This window comes from Pantoea sp. 18069 (assembly GCF_902706035.1).
GTDB lineage: Bacteria > Pseudomonadota > Gammaproteobacteria > Burkholderiales > Burkholderiaceae_C > Comamonas.
The window spans coordinates 328242-344597 of the sequence record NZ_CACSJA010000002.1; the positions used below are offsets into that span (position 1 = coordinate 328242).

At 67.9% G+C, this 16356-nt stretch carries 15 protein-coding genes, 1 pseudogene and 1 CRISPR repeat array (1 of these 17 cut by a window edge); of the genes and pseudogenes, 4 read left to right on the forward strand and 12 right to left on the reverse strand.

Translation table 11 applies throughout. The features are described from left to right. Nucleotides 1-766: a CRISPR direct-repeat array (repeat unit 28 nt; unit sequence GTTCACTGCCGCATAGGCAGCTCAGAAA); it begins 2201 nt to the left of the window's first position. A 76-nt stretch (nucleotides 767-842) separates the two neighbouring features. Together GVL12_RS26465 and GVL12_RS03640 are read right to left on the reverse strand one after the other, a co-directional pair. Beyond that, a pseudogene (locus tag GVL12_RS26465) lies at nucleotides 843-935 on the reverse strand (type 1 glutamine amidotransferase domain-containing protein); the annotation flags it as partial. A gap of 11 nt (nucleotides 936-946) precedes the next feature. After that, nucleotides 947-1294 (reverse strand): VOC family protein, encoded by a 348-nt coding sequence (locus GVL12_RS03640; protein WP_159911276.1) that lies wholly within the window; start codon nucleotides 1292-1294, stop codon nucleotides 947-949. Nucleotides 1295-1433: 139 nt separating this feature from the next. Here GVL12_RS03640 and GVL12_RS03645 point away from each other — a divergent pair, with 139 nt between their 5' ends. After that, on the forward strand, nucleotides 1434-1679 hold the full coding sequence (locus GVL12_RS03645; protein WP_159911277.1) for a hypothetical protein: 246 nt from the start codon (nucleotides 1434-1436) through the stop codon (nucleotides 1677-1679). A 2-nt stretch (nucleotides 1680-1681) separates the two neighbouring features. On the opposite strand, the gene GVL12_RS03650 is transcribed toward GVL12_RS03645, so the two are convergent. Then, nucleotides 1682-2560, reverse strand: a complete 879-nt coding sequence (locus tag GVL12_RS03650; RefSeq protein ID WP_159911278.1) for a DMT family transporter — start codon at nucleotides 2558-2560, stop codon at nucleotides 1682-1684. Between the two features lie 89 nt (nucleotides 2561-2649). Between GVL12_RS03650 and GVL12_RS03655 the strand changes: the two genes are divergently transcribed. Both GVL12_RS03655 and GVL12_RS03660 read left to right on the forward strand, forming a co-directional pair. After that, complete coding sequence (locus GVL12_RS03655; RefSeq protein WP_159911279.1) at nucleotides 2650-3987, forward strand: PLP-dependent aminotransferase family protein; 1338 nt, start codon at nucleotides 2650-2652, stop codon at nucleotides 3985-3987. 305 nt (nucleotides 3988-4292) lie between these two features. Further along, the gene (locus GVL12_RS03660) at nucleotides 4293-4793 is read left to right on the forward strand and encodes an OmpA family protein (protein WP_159911280.1); all 501 of its coding nucleotides are present in this window, start codon (nucleotides 4293-4295) and stop codon (nucleotides 4791-4793) included. Between the two features lie 180 nt (nucleotides 4794-4973). Here GVL12_RS03660 and GVL12_RS03665 read toward each other — a convergent pair whose 3' ends face one another. The 3 genes from GVL12_RS03665 to GVL12_RS03675 form a co-directional block, all read right to left on the reverse strand. Next, complete coding sequence (locus GVL12_RS03665; RefSeq protein ID WP_159911281.1) at nucleotides 4974-6425, reverse strand: phosphatidylserine/phosphatidylglycerophosphate/cardiolipin synthase family protein; 1452 nt, start codon at nucleotides 6423-6425, stop codon at nucleotides 4974-4976. Between the two features lie 124 nt (nucleotides 6426-6549). Continuing rightward, a complete protein-coding gene (arsC, locus tag GVL12_RS03670) occupies nucleotides 6550-6930 on the reverse strand; it encodes an arsenate reductase (glutaredoxin) (protein ID WP_159911282.1) in 381 nt (126 codons plus the stop codon). Nucleotides 6931-6954: 24 nt separating this feature from the next. Further along, entirely contained in the window at nucleotides 6955-8580 is a 1626-nt protein-coding gene (locus GVL12_RS03675) for an iron ABC transporter permease (protein ID WP_159911283.1), read from the reverse strand. A 133-nt stretch (nucleotides 8581-8713) separates the two neighbouring features. Here GVL12_RS03675 and GVL12_RS03680 point away from each other — a divergent pair, with 133 nt between their 5' ends. Continuing rightward, complete coding sequence (locus GVL12_RS03680) at nucleotides 8714-9778, forward strand: ABC transporter ATP-binding protein (protein WP_159911284.1); 1065 nt, start codon at nucleotides 8714-8716, stop codon at nucleotides 9776-9778. A 363-nt stretch (nucleotides 9779-10141) separates the two neighbouring features. Here GVL12_RS03680 and GVL12_RS03685 read toward each other — a convergent pair whose 3' ends face one another. The 6 genes from GVL12_RS03685 to GVL12_RS03710 form a co-directional block, all read right to left on the reverse strand. Continuing rightward, nucleotides 10142-10906: an amino acid ABC transporter ATP-binding protein gene (locus GVL12_RS03685; protein ID WP_306770572.1), complete on the reverse strand. Its 765-nt coding sequence runs from the start codon at nucleotides 10904-10906 to the stop codon at nucleotides 10142-10144. A 12-nt stretch (nucleotides 10907-10918) separates the two neighbouring features. Then, on the reverse strand, nucleotides 10919-12019 hold the full coding sequence (locus tag GVL12_RS03690) for an amino acid ABC transporter permease (protein ID WP_159911285.1): 1101 nt from the start codon (nucleotides 12017-12019) through the stop codon (nucleotides 10919-10921). A gap of 2 nt (nucleotides 12020-12021) precedes the next feature. Beyond that, nucleotides 12022-13068 carry an amino acid ABC transporter permease gene (locus GVL12_RS03695; RefSeq protein WP_159911286.1) on the reverse strand — a complete coding sequence of 349 codons (1047 nt, stop codon included), beginning with the start codon at nucleotides 13066-13068 and terminating at the stop codon, nucleotides 12022-12024. Then, on the reverse strand, nucleotides 13065-14084 hold the full coding sequence (locus GVL12_RS03700; protein ID WP_159911287.1) for an amino acid ABC transporter substrate-binding protein: 1020 nt from the start codon (nucleotides 14082-14084) through the stop codon (nucleotides 13065-13067). The genes GVL12_RS03695 and GVL12_RS03700 overlap by 4 nt, the downstream gene beginning before the upstream one ends. Before the next feature lie 127 nt (nucleotides 14085-14211). After that, entirely contained in the window at nucleotides 14212-14967 is a 756-nt protein-coding gene (locus tag GVL12_RS03705; RefSeq protein WP_200843473.1) for a 1-acyl-sn-glycerol-3-phosphate acyltransferase, read from the reverse strand. Further along, nucleotides 14960-16255: a dihydroorotase gene (locus tag GVL12_RS03710; RefSeq protein WP_159911288.1), complete on the reverse strand. Its 1296-nt coding sequence runs from the start codon at nucleotides 16253-16255 to the stop codon at nucleotides 14960-14962. The genes GVL12_RS03705 and GVL12_RS03710 overlap by 8 nt, the downstream gene beginning before the upstream one ends. Nucleotides 16256-16356 lie beyond the last annotated feature (101 nt).

Genomic DNA, 16356 nt, shown 5'->3' on the forward strand with positions numbered 1-16356 from the left:
TTCCCGGGGCGCTGTATTTGTTCACTGCCGCATAGGCAACTCAGAAATGGTTGAGCTTCGCCACGTTCGCTGTCGCCTCGTTCACTGCCGCATAGGCAGCTCAGAAAAGGGCAACCTTGTCCAAGTTGGACACCACGGCGTTCACTGCCGCATAGGCAGCTCAGAAATATCGCAGGGCGCTGCAAAGCGAGATCAGCAGGTTAACTGCCGCATAGGCAGCTCAGAAAGCCTGTCGACCATGAGCCTTTACCCTGGCGGCGTTCACTGCCGCATAGGCAGCTCAGAAAGTGTGCAGACCGTGTTCGACCAAGCCACCTGGGTTCACTGCCGCATAGGCAGCTCAGAAAAAGTGCAGGCCAACGCGGCGCCCAGCCACCAGGTTCACTGCCGCATAGGCAGCTCAGAAAGTACATCCGCTTCTACAAGCGTGACGATGCCAGTTCACTGCCGCATAGGCAGCTCAGAAAGACAGGTGCACCCAGCGCTTGGCGCTGACACTGTTCACTGCCGCATAGGCAGCTCAGAAACAGAGCTTCCAGGTAGTGGCCGGCTCGCTGCCGTTCACTGCCGCATAGGCAGCTCAGAAAGTGCTGCCGAGCTCAAAATCGACCGCCCACGGTTCACTGCCGCATAGGCAGCTCAGAAAACAACGGGCATTACCGATGTGCGCGACAACAAGTTCACTGCCGCATAAGCAGCTCAGAAAAGAGATACGCTTGCCGCTTTTCCAGACGTGCTGTTCACTGCCGCATAGGCAGCTCAGAAATTGACACGTTCCGCGCTGCGCCAAACTGTGCAGTTCACTGCCGTACCCGCGGAAGAAGCCCGCATCATGCACGCATCGCGCCCTCGAAGACGTAATACGGCGCGGCAAACTTTTCGTGCCAGAAACCGTTTTGCTCACGGGTACCACCCAGGCGATCGTGCGAAGTCAGTCAGAGGAATGTCAACTCCAGACCGCAAGCTCATTGCCGCTGGGCTCGGTGAAGTGAAAACGGCGCCCGCCCGGAAAGGAAAAGATGGGCTTGACGATCTCACCGCCCGCTGCCTCGACCTTGGCCAGCGTTTCTTCGAGGCGTTCGCTGTAGAAGACGATCAGCGCACTGCCCTGGGCGGTGCTGGCCGCGCGTTCGGCGCGGTAGAAACCACCGTCGAGGCCCTGCCCGGAGAACGCCATGTAGTCGGGGCCGTAGTGGGTGAAGGTCCAGCCGAACGCCGCTGCGAAGAACGCTGCGGTCGCCTCGAGGTTTCTCGCGGGATACTCGACGTAGTTGATGGTCTCGTGCGCTGGCATGCTGCAATCCTCGTGTTGAATATCGGCCGAACAATGGTCTGCCAGCGGCCATTGTCGCTCCCGCCATGACCCCACCGCGGGCGAAAACGGCGTGCCACGGGCACAATCGCCCTCCCCTTCACTGCTACACCGTCTCACCATGCCCGCCACCGAAATCACCGTCACCTCCGCTGGCAAAGTCGCGGGCCAGGAACTGCTGGTCCCCACGGGCCAGGAAGGCGCGCACTACGCGCATATCCAGGACTGGCTCACGGCCCAGCTCAAGGCCAAGAAGTCGGTGCGCGATGTAAGCCAGCAGGTGCTGGTCAAAGGCATCAAGCAGTGGGCGGTCTACGAAGGAAAGTCAGGCGGCAAGGCCGTGCGCTGGGTATTCAAGATCACCTGAAGTCAGCGCGCGGGCATCACCGGCGCGAAATGCTTTGCGCCGACGACGCACAGGATCACGGCCAGCGTCACGCCGACCATGCCCAGGCTCACGGCTTCGTGCAGCAGGCTTGCGGCCAGCGCCAGGCCGAAGAACGGCTGCAGCAATTGCAGCTGGCCGACCGCGGCAATGCCGCCCTGCGCGAGCCCGCGGTACCAGAAAAAGAAGCCGATCAACATGCTGAACACCGAGACATAGGCCAGCCCCAGCCAGGCCCCGGCGCCGACGTCGGCGAGGTTTGCCGGCCAGCGCAGGCCCGCGAGCACCAGCATGGCCGGCAGCGACAACACCAGCGCCCAGGAGATCACCTGCCAGCCGCCCAGGTCGCGCGAGAGCTTCGCGCCTTCCGCGTAGCCCAGCCCGCAGATAGCGATCGCCAGCAGCATCAGCAGGTCGCCGCGCCACGAAGCCCCCAGCCCCTGCGACACGGCAAAGGCCATGACCAGCGCACTGCCCAGCAGCGAGAAAAACCAGAACGAAGCCTGCGGCCGTTCCCCGCCGCGCAGCACGCCAAAAATGGCGGTGGACAGCGGCAGCATGCCCATGAACACCATCGAGTGCGCCGAGGTCACCTGCTGCAGCGCCAGTGCCGTGAGCAGCGGAAAGCCCAGCACCACGCCCAGCGCCACCAGAACCAAGGAGCGCCACTGGCCCGGTGTCGGGCGCTGCTGGCGAAACAGCGCCAGCGCGCACAGCGCGAGCAGGCCCGCAATGGCGGCGCGCGCGCCGGTGAGGAACAGCGGTTCGAGCTCCATCACGGCGACGCGCGTCGCCGGCAGGGAGCCGCTGAAGATCAGCATGCCGATGAAGCCGTTGCTCCATCCGCTCGATGTTTTGCCCATGGTGTGCTTTCTTGTGAGGCGGTGTGAAAGCGTTGATGCTAGGCAGCTCCACCAATACAATCAAATAATTGTCATGGATACACTGCGCTATGCCCCAAGCCCGCTACAAGCCCCTGGTTGACCGGCTCGCCGAAGACATACGCGCGGGCAGGCTGCCGCCGGGCACGCGCCTGCCCACGCACCGCCAGCTCGCGGCGCGCGAAGGCCTGGCGCTGGTGACGGCCACGCGCGTCTATGCCGAACTCGAAGCGATGGGGCTGGTCAGCGGCGAGCAGGGCCGGGGCACGTTCGTCAAGGAGACCGCGCTCTATGCGGGCCAGGGCATAGACCTGCACAGCGCGGCCGCGGACATGGTCGACCTGAGCTTCAACTACCCGTCCCTGCCGGGCCAGGCCGAGCTGCTGCGCGCCGCGCTGCGCCAGCTCGCGGCGTCGGGCGACCTCGAAGCGCTGCTGCGCTACCAGCCGCATGCGGGCCGCATGCACGACCGCGCCATGGTCGCGCGCCACCTGTTGCGCCGCGGCCTGAGCGTGCCGCCCGAACAGGTGCTGCTGGTCGACGGCGCCCAGCACGGTCTGGCGATCACGCTGATGGCGCTGCTGCAGCCCGGCGATGTGGTGGCGGTCGATGCGCTGACCTACCCGGGCTTCAGGCTGGTCGCGCAGACCCAGCATCTGGAGCTCGCGCCCATCCCAGCCGCGGGCGCGGGCCCCGACCTGGACGCGTTCGAAAAGCTCTGCCAGCAGCGCACTGTGCGCGCCGTCTACACCATGCCCACGCTGAACAATCCGCTGGGCTGGGTGATGGATGTGCCGCGCCGCCAGGCGCTGGTGGCGATCGCGCGCAAGCACGGGGTGATCATCATCGAGGACGGCGCCTATTCCTTTCTCGCCCAAGACCCGCCGCCGCCGCTGGCCATGCTCGCGCCCGAATGCACGGTCTACGTTTCGGGCTTCTCGAAGAACGTGGCCGCGGGCCTGCGCGTGGGCTGCGTCGCCGCGCCGCTGCCCTGGGTCGCCAAGATGGAACGTGTGATCCGCGCCACCATCTGGAACACGCCCGGCGTGATGACCGCGCTGGTCAGCAACTGGGTCGACGACGGCACGGTCGCGCGGCTCGAAGAAGAAAAACGCCGGGATGCGCGCCAGCGCCAGCAGCTCGCGGCCGAAGTGCTCGGGCCGCTGCCGCGCGTGGGCCACCCCGGCTCGTATTTCGTCTGGCTGCCGCTGGCCGACGAAGTGCGCGCCGACCGCGTGGCGATGGCGCTGGAACGCCAGCGGGTGTCGGTCTCGACCGCGCAGCCGTTCGCGACTTCGACCCATGTGCCGCATGCGATCCGGCTGGCGCTGGGCTCGGTCGCGCCCGACGCGCTGCGGCTGGCGCTGGGCAAGGTGCGCCAGACCATAGAGCAGCACACCGACTGCTGAGCGCCCGCACCGGCCGCACAATGCACACTGCCGTTGCGGCGCCCGCTGGGGGTTCGAGACGGATTCGCAGATGGGCCAGCCCCTGGGGCGCTACCTGACGCAGGCCATCGTACCGGGCCAGGGCGTTGGTGTCCGGCGGCACGAGCTGCGCTGTAGGCCCGGCGCTTGACACCAAGCCGGCAGTCGGCGAGCGCAGCCCGCACCGCGATGGCGAAGGCATGCCGCCGTTGACAGCGGCCAAGCGCGGCCCACTACAATCCCCTCATTCGTGCGCCATCATTCATCAACACAGAGGGAGTTTTGACATGTCCAGCAATTCAGACGACGACAGCCAGCAGCGGTTTGCGCTCGGCTTGGTGTTTGCCCTGATCACCTTGATCGTTTCGACCGTGATCGGCACCGTGGTGTACCAGCGCGTGCTCAAGGCACCCGCGCCCGCCGCCGCCGCAACGGTCCCGGCCGTGGTGCTCTACGAAGAAGCGCTGGTGCGTGTCGACAACGGCGTGGTCAAGTTCTATTTCGCGACCGGCAAGGCCGACGTCGCCATCGGTGGCAATGTCGCGCTGGCCGATGTGGTGCGCGGCGTGACAAATGGCAAGCGCGCGCGCATTTCGGGCTTCCACGATGCGACCGGCGACAGCGCCGTGAACGCCGAACTGGCCAAGCAACGCGCCCTGGCCGTGCAGGCCACGCTGCTCACGCTTGGCGTGGACCAGAACATGATCGAACTGAGCAAGCCCGAGCAGACCCTGGCCGGCGGCAGCAATGCCGAAGCGCGCCGCGTCGAAGTGGTGCTGATCGACTGAACGGCCTCATCTGGCCAGCAGCCAACCGGCAGCCCCCAAGGGCCTGCCGGTTTTTTTACGTCTGCGGCAAGGCCTGGCGCAAAGCCCGGGTACCGGCTGCACAGGCCGATGGAACTTCGGGCCGATCCGGCTTGCGCATCTGCGCAAGCGGACAATCCATGCGCCGAGACCGCGACGCGCTCAAAGCTGGAATGCGACGGTGCGCACCATGCCTTCGAAAATATCGCGCGGCCACGACGGCCGGCGCGTGACATAGGGGTCGGCGCCGGCCAGCAGCGTCTCGTGCCAGTCCTGCAGCCATTGCACTTCGGCCTGGCCATAGAACGCGGTCATGGCCTCGTAGTTCAGGAACAGGCTGCGCGCGTCGAGGTTGAGCGAACCACTGAGCGCCCATTCGCCATCGATCACCACGCATTTGGCGTGAAGCATCGCCGGCAGGAGGTGGATTTCGGCACCGGCCTGCGCGAGCTGGCGCAGACCGCGCTCGCGCGCCCAGTCGGCGAGTCGGTGGTTGGAGCGCCGCGGCAGCAGCAATCGCAGCCGCACGCCGCGCCGGCAGGCCAGCGTCCAGGCCGCGAGCAGCGCGTCATCGGGAACGAAGTATGGCGTCACCGCGACAATGCTTTCGCGCGCCTGGAAAGCCGCCGACAGCAGCAGCGCGTGCAGCGTATCGTCGGCGTGGTCCGGGCCGCTGGGAATCCACTGCGCCCAGGTCTGGCCCGGGCCGGGCGCGAGCGCCGCGGGCCGGGCCACGGGCGGGGCGCGGTGTTTCTTGCGGTGGATGCGCCCCGGCGCGGCGCGCCAGTCGGCGTCGAACTGGGCCAGCGCCTGGGCCGCGAGCGGGCCTTCGACGACAAAGCCCAGATCGAGCCAGGGCGGCGCGCCGTTCTTGCCGACAAAGTACTCATCGGCCAGATTGCGTCCGCCGCTCCACAGCAACAGGCCATCGGCGACCACGAGCTTGCGGTGGTTGCGCAGGTTGAGCCGGCCGTACAGCGGGTTGTGCAGCAGCGGCATGAAGCGGCGCACGGCGATGCCCATGCCGCGCCAGTCGCGCAGCAGCGTGCGCGGCGTCTGCAGGCTGCCTATGGCGTCGATCAGCACGCGCACCTGCACACCGCGCGCGACGCAGCGCTGCAAGGCCTGGGCCACCTGTTTGCCCGTGGCGTCGCCGGCCAGCACGTAGGTGCTGAGCACCAGTTGCTCGCGCGCGCTGTCCATGGTAGCTATCAGCGCCGCCAGCGCCTGCTCGCCACTCGACTGGAACTCGACACGCGTGTTGCGCATGGCTTCGGGCAGGTCGAGCGCGCGCAGCAGGCGGGCCACCCATTCAGGGGGCGCTGCGCCCGCGCCTTCGCTGCCATCGCCGGGATAGCCCTGATCACCCCAGACCTGGGGAGCCGGCAGGGCCGCGGCGTGGCGCTGCACCGGCCGCAAAAACTTGCGGCTGCCGATCAGCAGGAACAGCGGCAGCGCGCCGTAGGGAAAAGCCACCATGGCCACGACCCAGGCCAGCGCTGCCGACGGGTGGCGGCGCTGCCGGCCGATGCGGGTGGCGACCATGTAGACCAGCAGGCTCGCGATCACCACGATGCTGTGGCCCAGGCCCGAGAGCAGCGCCAGCGTGGTCATGGCACGCAACCGCAAGACGGCGCCGCGCAAAGCGCGCAGGCAGCGCCTCGCCGGGCAAGAGTTTCTGGCAGTGGGAAGAAGCTCATGGGGCCAGCATAACGGCTCCCTGCGGATTCCCGGCGTTTTACCCCGGCAGCAGCGCCAGCACTTTCTCGGGCGGACGGCACAGCGCCGCGCCGCGCGGCGTGACCACGATGGGCCGGTTGAGCAGCACCGGGTGGGCCGCGACGGCGGCGATCAGTTCGGCGTCGCCGATCGCCGGGCCGTCGAGCTGCAGTTCGGCGTAGACCGCCTCCTTGCTGCGCAGCAGATCGCGCACCGGTACACCGAGCTGGGCGATGAGCGCCGTGAGCGCGGCCGCATCCAGCGGCTCGGCGATGTAATCGACGATCTGCGGCGCTATGCCGCGCTCGCGGATCAGCGCCAGCGCGCCGCGCGAATTGCTGCAGCGGCTGTTATGGTAGATCGTGACCGGGAAGTCTGGGGTGGAAAGTGTCTGGCTCATGGGCCCCAGTTTACCCAGCGCCGCCTACTTCGAGCGCAGCGTGCGGCTGAGCATGATCACCGGCACCAACCCCACGGCCACCAGCGCCAGCGAAGGCAGCGCGGCTTCGCCCAGGCGTTCGTCGCGCGCGAGCTGGTAGGCGACCACGGCCAGCGTGTCGCTGTTGAACGGGCGCAGCACCATGGTCGCGGGCAGCTCCTTCATCACATCGACAAACACCAGCAGCGCCGCCGCGGCCGTCGAGCGCTTGAGCAGCGGCCAGTGCACGCGCGCCATCAGCCCCCAGCTGCGCGTGCCCAGCATGCGCGCCGAATCATCGAAGCTCACGGGGATGCGCGCGTAGCCGCTTTGCATGGACTGCAGCGCCACGGCGCAAAAGCGCACGAGATACGCCCAGACAATGCCCACCGCCGTCGCCGTGACCAGCGAGGCCAGGCCCCAGTCGGGCACAGCCGCCTGCAGCCAGCCCACGGGCAGCAGCAGCCCGACGACGATCACCGCGCCGGGCACGGCATAGCCCAGGCTCGCGAGCTGCACCACGCCGCGCGTGAGCGCATCCGGGCGGCGGCGCACCGCGAACGCCAGCGCCAGCGCAATCGCCACCGCCAGCACCGCGGTGATTCCGCCCAGGCGCACGCTGTTCCAGGCCCACTCGAGAAAACGTGACCAGGGCAGCACCGACCAGTCGGCCGCGAGTGGCCGCAGCATGAACACCACGGGTGCGACGAAACCTATCAAGACCGGCAACAGGCAGACCAGCCAGGCCGCGCCGCAATGCCAGCCACGCAGGCGCAGGGGCTGGGCTTCGGCCGATCCCGCGCGGCCCACGCTATTTGTGACGAAACGCATGCGGCGCTGGGCGCGCACTTCGATCTGCAGCAACACCGCCACCAGCACCAGCAGGAAGGTCGCGAGCTGGGCCGCGGCAATGCGGTTGTCCATCGACAGCCAGGCCTTGTAGATGCCGGTGGTGAAGGTCTGGATGCCGAAATAGCTGGCCACGCCGAAATCGGCCAGCGTTTCCATCACCACCAGCGCCACGCCCGCGGCCACGGCCGGGCGCGCGAGCGGCAGCGCCACGGCGGTGATGCGTCGCGAAAGCGGCGCGCCCAGCAGCCGCGCGGCTTCCATCAGATGCGCCGCGCGCTCGCCCAGCGCCGTGCGCGCGAGCAGGTAGACATAGGGATAGAGCGAAAAGACGAACACCCAGACCGCGCCGCCGAGGCTGCGCACTTCGGGCAGCAAGCGGCCTTCGAGGCCATAGGTCTCGCGCAGCCAGACCTGCAGCGGGCCGCTGAACTGCAGGAAGTCGGTATAGGCATAGGCCGTGACATAGGCCGGCATGGCCAGCGGCAGCAGCAGCAGCCATTCGAGCGTGCGCCGCCCGGTGAAATCGAACAGCGTCACCGTGGCCGCGGCCACCGTGCCGACCACGGCCGCGCCCAGCGCCACCATCAGGCCCAGCCAGACCGTGGTCCAGACATAGCCGGGCAGCACCGTGGACGCCATTTCGCGCAGGATGGGCCCGGCCTGGGTATCGCCGCTGCCCCAGGGCAGCCAGGCCGCGAACACGGCCAGCACCGGCAAGGTGAGCAGCAACGCCAGCAGGATCAGGGGCAGGGAACGACAGGCGTAAGTGATGCGGCGCAAGATGGAGCTCGGCTGGGGGGAAGAAAGCGCAGGAGGTGCGACCCGTGTCCAGCCAGCGCATCAGGCATGCGACGGCCAGGGCCTCTCGTACAAATGCGAATTCTAAGCATTTGCACCGCCCTACAATCAAGGAATGTTTCTCAAGGTCTCCCAACTCGGGGTGCGCTATGCCGGCCGCCCGCAGGCCGCCGTCCAAGGCGTTTCACTGAACCTGAACGCCGGTGACATCGGCGTGCTGATCGGCCCCTCCGGCTGCGGCAAGACCACCTTGCTGCGCGCCGTGGCCGGGCTCGAGCCCGTGAGCAGCGGCGAAATCCGCCTGCAGGACCAGATCGTGGGCAGCGCCACGGTCTCGCTGCCGCCCGAGCAGCGGCGCATCGGCATGGTGTTCCAGGACTACGCGCTGTTCCCGCACCTGAGCGTGGGCGCGAATGTGGCGTTCGGCATCCATGCGCTGCGCAAGAGCGAACAGGCGGCGCGCGTGGCCGAGGTGCTGACCCTGGTCGGCCTTGAAGGCAGCGCCGGGCGCTTTCCGCACGAGCTGTCGGGCGGGCAGCAGCAGCGCGTGGCGCTGGCACGCGCGCTCGCGCCGCGCCCGCAGCTGATGCTGCTGGACGAGCCGTTTTCCAACCTCGACGTCGACCTGCGCGAGCGGCTCGCGCACGAAGTGCGCACTATCCTCAAGGCCGCGGGCGCGACCGCGCTGTTCGTGACCCACGACCAGCTCGAAGCGTTTGCCATCGGCGACATGATCGGCGTGATGAACCACGGCGAGCTGCACCAATGGGACGACGCCTACACGCTCTACCACCGGCCGGCGACGCGCTTCGTCGCCGACTTCATCGGCCATGGCGTGTTCCTGCCCGCGCGCCTGGTGATGCGCGAGAGCGGCGTGGTCGCGCAGACACCGCTGGGCGAACTCCGCGACCTGGCCGAATGCCCGCTGCCCGCGAGCTACCCCGACGGCGAATGCGATGTGCTGCTGCGCGCCGATGACGTGGTGCACGTCGACGACGCCCCGGTCAAGGCGCAGATCGTGCGCAAGTCATTTCGCGGCTCGGAATTCCTCTACACCATGCGCCTGGCCAGCGGCCAGACGGTGATGGCCCATGTGCCCAGCCACCATAACCATGAGATAGGCGAATGGGTGGGGATGGCGCTGGCGATGGAGCATGTGGTGGCGTTTCCGAGGGAATAGAACGAAACATCCTTTGCATGGAGCGCGGCGTTTACGCCCCCGCGAAGCTATCCCGCTTCGCCCTTCTGACTGCGCCTGGCGCGCGCAGGGCCCGGGCTGGCAGGTGTGCCGAAGGACACACCTGCTTCGTTGACTAACTCGCCGCGGTTGTTCGAGCGCAGCGCCGAAGGCGCGTAGCGAGTTCCGCGGCGCAGCCCGGGACCGAGCACGGCAGGTTGCCCGCAGCGCAGCGGAGGGTCGCAGACAGCAGGGCTCGCCTTTCTTTTGGGTACTTTTCTTTGGCGAAGCAAAGAAAAGTACCTCGGCTGCCGGGCCGAGACCCGGCTCCTGCCCGCAGGCAAGCCACTGCGGGGTGAACAGACCCTAGCGCTTCGCGCCCAACAACTTATCCAAAAACTGCCTCGCCCGCTCGCTCTGCGGATTGGAAAAGAAAGCATCCGGCGCCGCCTGCTCGATGATCTGCCCCTGGTCCATGAACACCACGCGGTCGGCGACCGAGCGCGCGAATTCCATTTCGTGGGTCACGCAGACCATGGTGATGCCCTGGCCCGCGAGCTCGACCATCACGTCAAGCACTTCGTGCACCATTTCCGGGTCCAGCGCCGACGTGGGCTCGTCGAACAGCAGGATCTGCGGCGACAGGCACAGCGCGCGCGCGATCGCCACGCGCTGCTGCTGGCCGCCCGAGAGCTGCTGCGGAAACTTGTGCGCCTGCTCGGCAATGTGCACGCGCTCGAGCTGGGCCAGCGCCTGGGCTTCGGCCTCGGCGCGCGGCACCTTGCCGACATTGCGCGGCGCGAGCGTCAGGTTGTCGAGCACGCTCAGGTGCGGAAACAGATTGAACTGCTGGAACACCATGCCCACGCTGCGGCGCACCTGCTGCACCGCGCGCAGGTCTTCGCGGCCCTCGACGGCCAGCGCCACCCCGCCCACGGACAGGCGGCCTTCCTGGAAAGGTTCGAGCGCGTTGATGCAGCGGATCAGCGTCGACTTGCCCGAGCCCGACGGGCCGCAGACCACGAGGCGCTCTCCGCGCGCGATCTCGAGATCGATGTCGCGCAGCACATGGAAGTCACGCCCGAACCATTTGTTCAGGCGCTCGAAGCGGACCATGGGAGTGTCTGGCATGCAGCTCTTCTTTCAACGGGCCAGGCCGCGTGCATGCCGCTGCTCGACCCACAGGCTGTAGCGTGACATGGCCGCGCAGACCACAAAATAGATCGCGGTGATGAACAGGTAGCCCTCCACCATGAAAGGGCGCCAGACCGGGTCGCCGCTGAGCGCCAGGCCCAGCGATCCGGTCAGCTCGTAAAGGCTCACGATGGTGATCAGCGAGCTGTCCTTGAAGATCGAGATGAAGCTGTTCATCAGCCCCGGCACCACGGCGCCCAGCGCCTGGGGCAGCACCACCAGGCGCTGCGTCTGCCACCAGGTCAGGCCAATGCTGTCCGCAGCCTCGAGCTGGCCCTGGGGCACGGACTGCAGGCCCGCGCGCACGGTCTCGGCAAGATAAGCGGCGGCAAACAACGAAATGCCCAGCAGCACGCGCAGCAGCACATCGGGCGTCGCGCCCACGGGCAGGAACAGCGGGAACAGGAAGCTCGCCATGAACAGCACGGAAATCAAGGGCACGCCGCGCACCAGTTCGATGAACAGCGCGCTCAGGCCACGGATCGCAGGCATGCGCGAACGCCTGCCCAGCGCGAGCAGCACGGCCAGCGGGCAGGCCAGCACGATGGACAGCGTGGTCAGCATCAGCGTCAGCGGCAGCCCCCCCCAGCGCTCGGTCGGCACACGCGTCAGGCCGGCGACGCCGCCCAGCATCAGCGCAAAGAACACGGCCCAGACCAGCACCCAGGCGAGCACCAGCCAGCGCGTCCAGAAAAGGCGCACGCCGCTGGCGATCACCAGCGCCAGCAGCAGCCCGGTCGCGAGCAGCGGCCGCCATTGTTCTTCGAGCGGGTAGCGGCCCAGCAGGATCAGCCGGTGTTTTTCGGTGACCACGCCCCAGCAGGCGCCGATGCCGCGCGCGGCCTGGCAGGCGTCGGCGTCGGCCTGCCAGACGGCGCGCCACAGCAGCCAGTCGAGCGCGCCGGGCAGCGCCCACAGCGCCCAGGCCAGCAGCGCCAGCGTGGTCAGCGCGCTGACCCAGCTGCCGAACAGCTCGCGCCGCACCCAGGCGCGCAGCCCGCCGACACTGGGCGGTGCCGCGCGTGCCGCAACAGGAGGTGTTTGCAGCATGCTCATGGCTCCTGCCGCGCCAGGTCACGGTGGTCGAGCCGGCTCATCAGCAGCGCCGTCGCCAGCGACAGCGTCAGATAGACCAGCATCACGATGGCAATGCATTCGAGCGCGCGGCCGGTCTGATTGAGGCTGGTGTTGGCGATCGACACCAGGTCGGGGTAGCCCACGGCCACGGCCAGCGAGGAATTCTTGGTCAGGTTCAGGTACTGGTTGGTCAGCGGCGGCGCCATCACGCGCAGCGCCTGCGGCCCGGTGACCAGGCGCAGCGTCTGCCAGCGGCTCAGCGCAATGCTTTGCGCGGCCTCGATCTGGCCGCGCGGCACGGACGCAATGCCGGCGCGCACCACTTCAGCGACAAAGGCCGCGGTGTAGAACGTCAGGCCGGCGAGCACGGCCAGGAACTCGGGCGACAGCGCGGCGCCGCCGTCGATCGCAAAGCCGTCGATCACCGGCACGCTCCAGTGCCAGCCATCCGCGCCGTGCTGCGCAAACGGCAGTATCAGCCCCGACTTGCTCAGGAAAATCCCTTCGCCCCAGGACCAGGCTTCGGTCGTGTCGGGCAGGTATTCGACCAGCAGCAGGTACCAGACCAGCAGTTGCACCAGCAGCGGCACATTGCGAAACAGCTCGACATAGCCGCGGCACAGCGCGCGCACCGGCAGGTTGCGCGAAAAGCGCCCCACTCCTATGAGCGCGCCCAGCAGCGTGCACAGCACCACGCCCGCGAAGGCCACGCGCAGCGTGTTGAGCAGGCCGACGAGAAACGCGCGCCAGTAGGTGTCGGTGGATTCGAAGGCTATCGGCTGTTCGCCGATATCGAAGCCCGCGGTCTGGCCGAGAAAATCCCAGCCGCTCTGGATGCCGCGCGCGGCCATGTTGACCTGGGTGTTGTGCACCAGCCAGCCGACCAGCGCGGCGACTCCCAGCACGGCCAGCAGTTGCCACAGCCGTGCGCGCGTGGCCGGGTGGTGCCAGGACCAGCCCGGCCGGGGCCGGGGCGGCGCGGGCCGCGCGGGGATCAGGGAGTCCTGGCGCTCAACGCTCATCGCACCGGCAAGGCGTACATCAGGCCGCCATCGGTCCAGAGCTTGTTCTTGCCCCGGGCCAGGCCCACAGGCGTCTTCTCGCCGACGTTGCGCTCGTAGATCTCGCCGTAGTTGCCCACGGCCTTGATCGCGCGCACCAGCCATTCCTTGTCCAGGCCCAGCAGCTTGCCTGTGTCCTCGGTCTTGCCCAGCAGGCGGCCAACGACGGGGTCGGTGGTGTCGACCTTGAGCTTGTCCACATTCGCCTGGGTGATGCCGTTCTCCTCGGCTTCGACCAGGCCGTGCACGACCCAGCGCACCACGGCCAGCCACTCGTCATCGCCGCGGCGCACCAGCGGGCCCAGCGGCTCCTTGGAAATCAGGTCCGTGAGAATGACGTGTTCCTTGGAGTCCTTGGCTTCCTTGGCGCGCACCGAGGCCAGGCCCGAGGCATCGGTCGTGTAGGCCTGGCAGCGGCCCGCGAAATACGCGGCATTGGCGGCATCGAACTTGTCGAACACCACGGGCTTGAGGTTGAGATTGTGGATGCGCGAGAAGTCGGTCATGTTCTTCTCGGAGGTCGTGCCCGACTGCACGCAGACCGTCGCGCCCTTGAGCTGCCTGGCGCTTTGCACCTTGGTCTTGGCCGGCACCATGAAGCCCTGGCCGTCATAGAACACCACGGCGGTGAACGCCAGGCCCATCGAGGCGTCGCGCGTGAGCGTGACCGAGGTATTGCGCGACAGCACATCGACTTCGCCCGACTGCAGCGCGGTGAAGCGCTGCTGCGAGGCCAGCGGCACCCACTTGACCTTGTTCGCATCGCCCAGCAGCGCCGCGGCAATGGCCTTGCCCACGTCCACATCAAGGCCGCTCCACCGGCCCTGGCTGTCCGCGGCCGAGAAGCCCGGCACGCCACTGCTGATGCCTATGCTGATCTGGTCACGCTGCTTGATGGTGTCTAGCGTCTTGCCCGCATGGGCCGTAGTCACCCCGGCCAGAGCCAGGGCCAGCAGGGAAAAACGGGAAATTTTCATGGATCCACCTGTAGCTGTGATGTGAAAAAGCCGAGCGCGCAGGGTAACGCATGTGCTGCGCGCTGCGCTGGGTCTTCAAACCTGTAGGTTATCGCGGTTTTCGGCAATGCCCATGCGCGAAAAACGACTAAGCGCGCCGGAGACGGTCGACTTCGGCTTGCAAGTCGCGTGCCCAGGTGCGCCGGTCGCGGCCTTCGGCGGTCTGCTGTTCGCCATAGCCTACGCGCGCAATGATCGCGGGCGCGCTGAGCGTGCGCCATACGGAAGTCCACAGCGGCGTGTCGCCCGCATAGATCGGTGCTTCGCTGTCCTCGCCCGTGGCCGGGTCGATGAAGCGCAGGCCCAGCGGCTGCACGGGCGCGCCGGACTGCAGCGCGGCTTCGATCAGGTTGGCGCGAAACGGCAGCATTTCGCGGCCTTCGCCGGTCGTGCCTTCGGGGAACACGGCGAGCACATCGCGCTGCGCCAGCGCCTGGGCCATGACGTTCACCAGGCGCAGCGTGTCGCGGCGCGAGTTGCGATCGATATAGAGCGTGCCCGCGGCGCGCGCCAGCGTGCCCAGCACCGGCCAGGACGCGACGTCGGACTTGGAAATGAAGCGGCAGTGGCGCGCCGCATGCAGCACCGGGATGTCCAGCCACGACAGGTGGTTGGCGACCAGCAGCACCGGGCCGTTGACGGGCGGCGTGCCGTGCACCTGCAGCTCCACGCCCACGCGCGGCAGCAGGCCGCGCGCCCAGGCCTGGACATGGGCATTGCGCTGCGCCACCGACAGGCGCGGAAAGCGCCAGAAGATGGTCCACAGCCCGTGCAGCAGGTGGGCTGTAAGGCGCAGCAGGCGTGCGCCGGCGCGGCCGCGCCGCACCCAGATTTGCTCAGCCACGCTCGAAGGCAATGCGCCCCGCGACCAGCGTGCAGCGCACGCGGGCCGGCAGCTCGTAGCCGCCAAACGGCGTGCACTTGCCCTGGCTGACCAGCGCGTCGGGCGTGACTTTCCAGTGGCTTTCGGGGTCGACGATGCACAGGTCGGCCGCGCCGCCGACCTGCAGCTGGCCGATCTGCGACTGCAACTCGCCCAGCGCCGTGCCCAGCACGCGCGCGGGCGCGGCCGTGACGACTTCGATCGCGCGCGCCAGGGGAACCTCTTGCGCCTGCGACCACTTGACGGCCAGCGACAGCAGCAGCTCGACGCCGGTCGCGCCGGGTTCGGCTTCGGCAAACGGCAGCACCTTGGCGTCGTCATCGACGGGCGTGTGATCGGACACCAGCGCGTCTATCGTGCCGTCGGCCAGCGCAGCCGACAGCGCGTCGCGGTCGCGCTGCTGGCGCAGCGGCGGGTTCAGGCGCGCGCTGCTGTCGAAGTAGCCGATGTCGGTATCGGTCAGGTGCAGCGAATTGATGCTCACGTCGGCCGTGATGCTCAGGCCTTCGGCCTTGGCGCGGCGCACCAACTCGACGCCCGCGGCGCTCGACAGCCGGCACAGGTGCACGCGCGCCGCGGTGCCGCGGATCAGCTCGAAAATCGTGTGCAGCGCAATCGTCTCGGCCGCCACGGGCACGCCCGACAAGCCCATGCGCGTGGCCAGCGGGCCGCTCGCGGCCACGCCCTTGCCCAGGTGCATTTCCTGCGGGCGCAGCCAGACCGTGTAGCCATAGGTGGCGGCGTACTGCAGCGCGCGCTGCAGCGTCTGCGTGCTGGCCAGCGACACATCGGCCTGGCCAAAGCCCACGCAGCCCGACCCGGTCAGCTCGTTCATTTCGGTCAGCACTTCGCCGGCCAGGCCGCGCGTGAGCGCGCCCAGCGGGAACAATCTCGACTGGTTGAGCTTCTCGGCACGGAACTTGAGCATCTCGACCAGGCCCTGCTCGTCGAGCACGGGGTCGGTGTCGGGCGGGCAGACCAGGCTGGTCACGCCGCCGGCGACGCTGGCCGCCATTTCGCTTTGCAGCATGCCTTCGTGTTCGTGGCCGGGCTCGCGCAGGCGCACGGCAAGGTCGACCAGGCCGGGCAGCACCCAGCAGCCCTTGGCGTCAATCACGCGGTCGGGCACGAAGCCCGCGGGCAGGGTGCCGATCGCGGCAATGCTGGCCGCATCGACGGCGATGTCGCAGACCTGGTCAAAACCGCGAGCCGGGTCGATGACACGGCCGTTCTGGATCAGTAGTTTCATACTTCACACCCAATGCCCCGTCCGGTCACGGACGGCTAGCAAAAATTTCGAATCAATGATTGACAGCGCATGCGCGCAGCGTTTGAAACTGGCCTGCCCCA

Bases quoted from the DNA above. Each gene is read 5' to 3' on its own strand.
- GVL12_RS03640 (WP_159911276.1), bottom strand. From the start codon at position 1,294: ATGCCAGCGCACGAGACCATCAACTACGTCGAGTATCCCGCGAGAAAC.
- GVL12_RS03645 (WP_159911277.1), top strand. From the start codon at position 1,434: ATGCCCGCCACCGAAATCACCGTCACCTCCGCTGGCAAAGTCGCGGGC.
- GVL12_RS03650 (WP_159911278.1), bottom strand. From the start codon at position 2,560: ATGGGCAAAACATCGAGCGGATGGAGCAACGGCTTCATCGGCATGCTG.
- GVL12_RS03655 (WP_159911279.1), top strand. From the start codon at position 2,650: ATGCCCCAAGCCCGCTACAAGCCCCTGGTTGACCGGCTCGCCGAAGAC.
- GVL12_RS03660 (WP_159911280.1), top strand. From the start codon at position 4,293: ATGTCCAGCAATTCAGACGACGACAGCCAGCAGCGGTTTGCGCTCGGC.
- GVL12_RS03665 (WP_159911281.1), bottom strand. From the start codon at position 6,425: ATGACCACGCTGGCGCTGCTCTCGGGCCTGGGCCACAGCATCGTGGTG.
- arsC (WP_159911282.1), bottom strand. From the start codon at position 6,930: ATGAGCCAGACACTTTCCACCCCAGACTTCCCGGTCACGATCTACCAT.
- GVL12_RS03680 (WP_159911284.1), top strand. From the start codon at position 8,714: ATGTTTCTCAAGGTCTCCCAACTCGGGGTGCGCTATGCCGGCCGCCCG.
- GVL12_RS03685 (WP_306770572.1), bottom strand. From the start codon at position 10,906: ATGCCAGACACTCCCATGGTCCGCTTCGAGCGCCTGAACAAATGGTTC.
- GVL12_RS03690 (WP_159911285.1), bottom strand. From the start codon at position 12,019: ATGCTGCAAACACCTCCTGTTGCGGCACGCGCGGCACCGCCCAGTGTC.
- GVL12_RS03695 (WP_159911286.1), bottom strand. From the start codon at position 13,068: ATGAGCGTTGAGCGCCAGGACTCCCTGATCCCCGCGCGGCCCGCGCCG.
- GVL12_RS03700 (WP_159911287.1), bottom strand. From the start codon at position 14,084: ATGAAAATTTCCCGTTTTTCCCTGCTGGCCCTGGCTCTGGCCGGGGTG.
- GVL12_RS03710 (WP_159911288.1), bottom strand. From the start codon at position 16,255: ATGAAACTACTGATCCAGAACGGCCGTGTCATCGACCCGGCTCGCGGT.